Source organism: Okeania sp. SIO3I5 (genome assembly GCF_010672085.1).
Taxonomy (GTDB): domain Bacteria; phylum Cyanobacteriota; class Cyanobacteriia; order Cyanobacteriales; family Microcoleaceae; genus Trichodesmium.
Genome location: NZ_JAAHHT010000536.1, coordinates 1 through 1,230 on the forward strand (window position 1 = coordinate 1; position 1,230 = coordinate 1,230).

1 protein-coding gene is annotated in these 1,230 nt (G+C 29.0%); it reads right to left on the bottom strand.

Annotated features, from left to right (window positions below; translation table 11 throughout):
* Nucleotides 1-9: 9 nt before the first annotated feature.
* Nucleotides 10-810, bottom strand: coding sequence for a glycosyltransferase family protein (locus tag F6K40_RS40340; RefSeq protein ID WP_293146003.1), 801 nt, complete (start codon nucleotides 808-810; stop codon nucleotides 10-12).
* Nucleotides 811-1,230: the final 420 nt, after the last annotated feature.

The following is a 1,230-nucleotide window of genomic DNA, read 5'->3' on the forward strand; positions in this document are numbered from 1 at the left end:
TCGGTAGTATTAACGGTCTTTGTCATAATGAATAACTAAAATATCTATTTCAGTTAAAATTTGGATATAGTCTTCTTGTTGAGTAGTGTCATAAAGAGTAACATTAAGTTGGTCTAAATAACTTGGTTTTTGATCAAAAGGTGTTCCGATTACAAGTTCGCATTGATGCTCTGAAGATTTAATATATTCTTGCAATTTATCAATTACCTGGGCGATAGGTTTATCTGGGCGAATCATTCCCACAACACCAATTTTAATCGGAACATTAGATGATAGTCTTTCTCCTGGTAAAAATTTAGGTTTAGCTTCACTAATAATAGGATGAGGAATTATATATTTAGATGTATCTGGTAATCTAAATTTTTCAGGAAGTACATCATCATCTACCTCAAAAGTAGCAACTTTGAGTTTTTTAAATAAGTTTAAATAAGCTTTTAAATAGAGTAATCCCCAAAATTTTATTTTGTTAGTCATAGCAAATTGTTGATTGCCATGAAGACATATTAAAACTTCTTTACCTCTTAATGCCATAATGGCGAATAAAGGCATAACGAATAACAAATGCTGATTGTAAAGCTCGAAAATAAAAATAGTATCAACATCAGAAAACTTTAGAGATCTTAAACCCATAGAAATGTGGCGATACTCACGACGAATTTGCAAACCTATTGAGTAGTTATTAATCGCTTTGGTAAAATTTTTAATCCACTGAGGCAGAGGAACTTCTAAAGAAATAAATCCGATTTTTTGAGACTCAACATATTCTTCTAAAAGCAAAAAGTCTTTGATTCCATCGTGCATTAATTTCATAATTTTCTTCTCTACTATTTATTGGATAAGTTTTGATATATAATTTCACAGTATATCCGAAATCCAGTCAAATAAAATAATTCCAATTCTATAACTATCAGGAATCATATGTGAGAATTTAGGTGTTCCTTAGAATTATAGAATATAGCAGTTATCATATTCATATATATTCATTTTTTTCTTCTTCTCTTTTCTTTCCCTGTTTCCTAAATTGAGAGATGAAAAATCCCTTAATTTCAATTTTTCTGATGTTTGAATATCATTTTTTGAGTGTTTTGTTCCCCGCTTATTTGCCTAATAGATCATCATCTAGGGGGGTATTTTAAATTTTATAAATAGTTTTATAAGCTGTCTTATTTCTCTCATTCTGTAAACAAAGTTATAAAATTAAATTGATAATATTCTTGTTAAGCATGGAGA